Source organism: Streptococcus sp. GMD6S (genome assembly GCF_000297015.1).
This window is the reverse complement of record NZ_AJRH01000295.1, coordinates 1-4133: the sequence shown is the minus strand read 5'-3', so window position 1 is coordinate 4133 and position 4133 is coordinate 1. Positions and strand designations below refer to the sequence as shown.

5 protein-coding genes are annotated in these 4133 nt (G+C 43.8%); 4 read left to right on the top strand and 1 reads right to left on the bottom strand.

All coding sequences use genetic code 11. From position 1 onward, the window contains the following. Window positions 1-239 precede the first annotated feature (239 nt). The 4 genes from GMD6S_RS10920 to GMD6S_RS10905 all read left to right on the top strand — a co-directional run bounded on the left by GMD6S_RS10920 (window position 240) and on the right by GMD6S_RS10905 (window position 3964). Window positions 240-1199: an ABC transporter permease gene (locus GMD6S_RS10920; protein ID WP_000777218.1), complete on the top strand. Its 960-nt coding sequence runs from the start codon at window positions 240-242 to the stop codon at window positions 1197-1199. Then, complete coding sequence (locus GMD6S_RS10915; RefSeq protein ID WP_001159839.1) at window positions 1189-2145, top strand: iron chelate uptake ABC transporter family permease subunit; 957 nt, start codon at window positions 1189-1191, stop codon at window positions 2143-2145. The genes GMD6S_RS10920 and GMD6S_RS10915 overlap by 11 nt, the downstream gene beginning before the upstream one ends. Next, on the top strand, window positions 2142-2894 hold the full coding sequence (locus GMD6S_RS10910; protein WP_000764285.1) for an iron ABC transporter ATP-binding protein: 753 nt from the start codon (window positions 2142-2144) through the stop codon (window positions 2892-2894). Before GMD6S_RS10915 ends, GMD6S_RS10910 begins: the two co-directional genes overlap by 4 nt. A 98-nt stretch (window positions 2895-2992) precedes the next feature. Next, entirely contained in the window at window positions 2993-3964 is a 972-nt protein-coding gene (locus GMD6S_RS10905) for a siderophore ABC transporter substrate-binding protein (protein ID WP_000858272.1), read from the top strand. Between the two features lie 31 nt (window positions 3965-3995). Here the strand turns inward: GMD6S_RS10905 and GMD6S_RS10900 are convergent. Further along, window positions 3996-4133: membrane protein insertion efficiency factor YidD (locus tag GMD6S_RS10900; RefSeq protein WP_000299993.1), on the bottom strand; the 138-nt coding region annotated here is incomplete at its 5' end.

The window sequence follows — 4133 nt, the reverse complement described above, 5'->3', positions numbered from 1 at the left end:
TGTCATATCAGTTCCTTCTTTCTGTCCTCCATTTTACCACTTTTTATAGGAGAAGGATAGTGGGAAGGTGGATTGGTTTTTACTCAGTTTTCCAATAAAAGAGAGGGGCAGATGTAATTTCAGAAATTTTTCTTTCTTTTTACATTAAATTGTCAGAAAATTTATTGACAGATTAAAAAAATCGTGTTACATTATCTCCAAGGGTATTTTTATACCAAATCTACATGAAAGGACGGGGCATGAAACTCTCTCATATTTTAACAGGCTTACTTCTACTCCTGGTCTTTCTCTCCATTACCATTGGAACCAGTGATTTTTCTTGGGAAAAATTCTTTGCTTTTGACCAACAGACCTGGCTTCTCTTTCAAGAGTCGCGTCTTCCAAGAACCATCAGTATTCTCCTTGCAGCCTCCAGTATGAGCATGGCAGGACTCCTCATGCAGACCATTACTCAAAATCAATTCGCTGCTCCAAGTACAGTCGGAACCACAGAAGCCGCTAAACTGGGAATGGTGTTAAGCCTCTTTGTCTTTCCGTCTGCGAGTCTGACCCAAAAGATGCTCTTTGCTTTTGGCTCATCCATTTTATTTACCCTCTTTTTCCTGGCCTTTATGACTATTTTTTCTGTAAAGGAAAGGTGGATGTTGCCCTTGATCGGGATCATCTATAGTGGGATTATCGGTTCTGTCACAGAAGTTATCGCCTATCGTTTCAATCTGGTTCAGAGTATGACTGCTTGGACCCAGGGCTCCTTCTCCATGATTCAGACCCATCAGTATGAGTGGCTCTTCTTAGGCCTCATTATCCTGATAGCCGTTTGGAAATTCTCCCAAACCTTCACCATCATGAATCTGGGCAAGGAAACCAGTGAAAGTTTGGGGATTTCTTACTCTCTACTTGAAAAACTGGCCCTTTTTCTGGTGGCGCTAACGACAAGTGTCACCATGATTACCGTGGGTGCCTTGCCTTTTCTCGGAGTCATCGTTCCCAATCTTGTCCGCAAGCGCTATGGAGATAATCTGAGCCAAACTAAACTCATGGTCGCTCTGGTCGGAGCCAATATGGTTCTGGCCTGCGACATCCTCTCTCGAGTCTTGATTCGGCCCTATGAGCTGTCTGTCAGTCTCCTACTAGGAATCATCGGTAGCCTCGTCTTTATCCTACTTCTCTGGAGAGGGGGACAAAAAGATGCAGTTTAAAAGCAAACATACCAAGCTCTTCTGCCTTCTCATTATTCTGGCCATTGGAGCTTGTCTTCTCTACTTTTGGCCCATCACCCATCTATCTTCCTTTGCCTGGAAGCTACGTTCCCAAAAAATCATCGTTTATCTCTTGGTAGCCGTCGCGACAGGGATTTCGACCATTAGTTTTCAAACCCTGACGGAAAATCGCTTTCTGACGCCAAGTATTTTGGGAATCGAATCCTTCTATGTCTTGCTACAGACCCTGCTACTGATATTTGAAAGCAAATTTCTACAGCTTGGAAAGTCGCCTGTCTTAGAATTTCTAATCTTGCTTCTGCTTCAATCCCTCTTCTTTCTCGCCTTACAAGGCTACTTGAAGACGCTGATGAAGCAAGATCTGGTTTTCATTCTGCTAATCTGCCTAGCCCTGGGAAGTCTCTTTCGAAATATCAGTACCTTCCTCCAAGTCCTGATGGATCCAAATGAATACGATAAACTGCAGAACACTCTCTTTGCCTCCTTTCAGCATCTCAACACTTCCATCCTAGCCATCGGTTCTCTGATCATCCTTGCCTTGACAATCTTTTTCTTTCGAAAAGCAGTCGTTCTGGATGTCTTGCACCTGCAAAGAGAAACGGCTCAGATACTGGGACTCGATGTTGAAAAAGAACAGAGAGAACTCCTCTGGGGCATCGTGCTTTTGACCTCAACAGCGACTGCCTTGGTAGGACCTATGGCCTTCTTCGGCTTTATGCTAGCCAATCTCACTTACCTGATTGTCAAAGATTATCGGCACAAGTTGCTCTTTATCGTAGCCATTCTGATTGGATTTATTAGTTTGACCTTGGGGCAAGCCCTCATCGAACGAGTCTTTGCGCTGGAAATTCGCATCAGCATGATCATCGAGAGTGTGGGTGGTCTCTTATTCTTTATCTTACTTTACAGGAGGGCACGTCAGTGAAACTGGAAAACATTGACAAATCCATTCAAAAACAGGATATTTTGCAAGACATTTCCCTTGAAGTCAGTCCTCAGAAACTGACAGCCTTCATTGGTCCAAACGGCGCCGGGAAATCAACTCTTCTCTCCATCATGAGCAGACTGACCAAGAAAGATCAGGGGATTCTCAGTATTAAAGGCCGGGAAATCGAAAGCTGGAATTCCCAAGAACTGGCCAAAGAACTCACCATCCTAAAGCAGAAGATTAATTACCAAGCCAAATTGACTGTAGAAGAACTGGTCAGCTTTGGACGTTTTCCCTACAGTCGTGGTCGACTGAGGGCGGAAGACTGGGAAAAAATTCGAGAAACCCTTGACTATCTGGAACTGACCAACTTAAAAGACCGCTACATCGATAGTCTGTCTGGCGGACAACTCCAACGTGTCTTTATCGCTATGGTACTAGCCCAGGATACAGACTTTATCTTGCTGGACGAACCGCTTAACAATCTCGATATCAAGCAAAGTGTCAGCATGATGCAGATCCTTCGGCGACTGGTGGAGGAACTTGGCAAAACCATTATCATCGTCCTCCACGATATCAACATGGCTAGCCAATATGCGGATGAAATTGTTGCCTTTAAGGACGGTCAAGTCTTTTGCAAGGGAACGACTGCTCAAATCATGCAGGCTGACCTGCTCAGTCAACTTTATGAGATTCCCATCACACTGGCTGATATCAATGGCAAAAAGATCTGTATCTATAGCTAGCTATTCTGAACTCATGTTAGAGAACCCTCTGTCTCTTAGCTAACAAACCTATTTAAGAGACCCCCTACATCGTTACTATATTTTAAAAAGGAGAAATCATGAAAACATCCCTTAAACTTTATCTCACTGCCCTAGCGGCTAGCTTCTTGCTCTTACTTGGTGCATGTAGTACAAATACAAATTCAAGCAATAGCCAGACAGAGACAAGTAGCTCTGCTCCAACAGAGATAACCATTAAAAGTTCACTAGATGAGGTCAAACTTTCAAAGGTTCCTGAAAAGATTGTGACCTTTGACCTCGGTGCTGCGGATACTATTCGCGCTTTAGGTTTTGAAAAGAATATCGTCGGAATGCCTACAAAAACTGTTCCGACTTACCTAAAAGATCTTACAGGAAATGTCAACAATGTGGGTTCCATGGTTGAGCCAGACCTAGAAGCCATTGCTGCTCTTGAGCCGGATTTGATTATCGCTTCTCCACGTACCCAAAAATTCGTAGACAAGTTCAAAGAAATTGCTCCAACCGTTCTCTTCCAAGCAAGTAAGGACGACTACTGGACTTCTACCAAGACCAACATCGAATCCCTTGCAAGCGCCTTTGGTGAAACAGGCACTCAGAAAGCCAAGCAAGAATTGGCTAACCTAGATAAGAGCATCCAAGAAGTCGCTACTAAAAACGAAAGTTCTGACAAAAAAGCCCTTGCTATCCTCCTCAATGAAGGAAAAATGGCTGCCTTTGGTGCCCAATCTCGTTTCTCTTTCTTGTATCAAACCTTAAAATTCAAGCCAACTGACACCAAATTTGAAGACTCTCGCCACGGACAAGAAGTCAGCTTTGAAAGTGTCAAAGAAATCAATCCTGACATCCTCTTTGTCATCAACCGTACCCTTGCCATTGGTGGGGACAACTCAAGCAACGATGGCGTCCTAGAAAATGCCCTCATCGCTGAAACTCCTGCTGCTAAAAATGGTAAAATCATCCAACTAACACCAGACCTCTGGTATCTAAGCGGAGGCGGACTTGAATCAACTAAACTCATGATTGAAGACGCTCAAAAAGCTTTGAAATAAACAAGAAAACCCAACATCAGGTGATGTTGGGTTATTTTTTTTCTTGATTTCGTCTGAGGGAAAAGTGATCTGGGACGGGGTCCTTACCTGTTTTCGACCAGGGGTGGCAACGTAAAATCCGAGCCAAGCCCATCAGAACACCCTTGAAGCCATGTTTTTCAATAGCCTG

Coding starts and splice junctions, on each gene's coding strand:
- GMD6S_RS10915 (WP_001159839.1), top strand. CDS start 1,189: ATGCAGTTTAAAAGCAAACATACCAAGCTCTTCTGCCTTCTCATTATT.
- GMD6S_RS10905 (WP_000858272.1), top strand. CDS start 2,993: ATGAAAACATCCCTTAAACTTTATCTCACTGCCCTAGCGGCTAGCTTC.
- GMD6S_RS10920 (WP_000777218.1), top strand. CDS start 240: ATGAAACTCTCTCATATTTTAACAGGCTTACTTCTACTCCTGGTCTTT.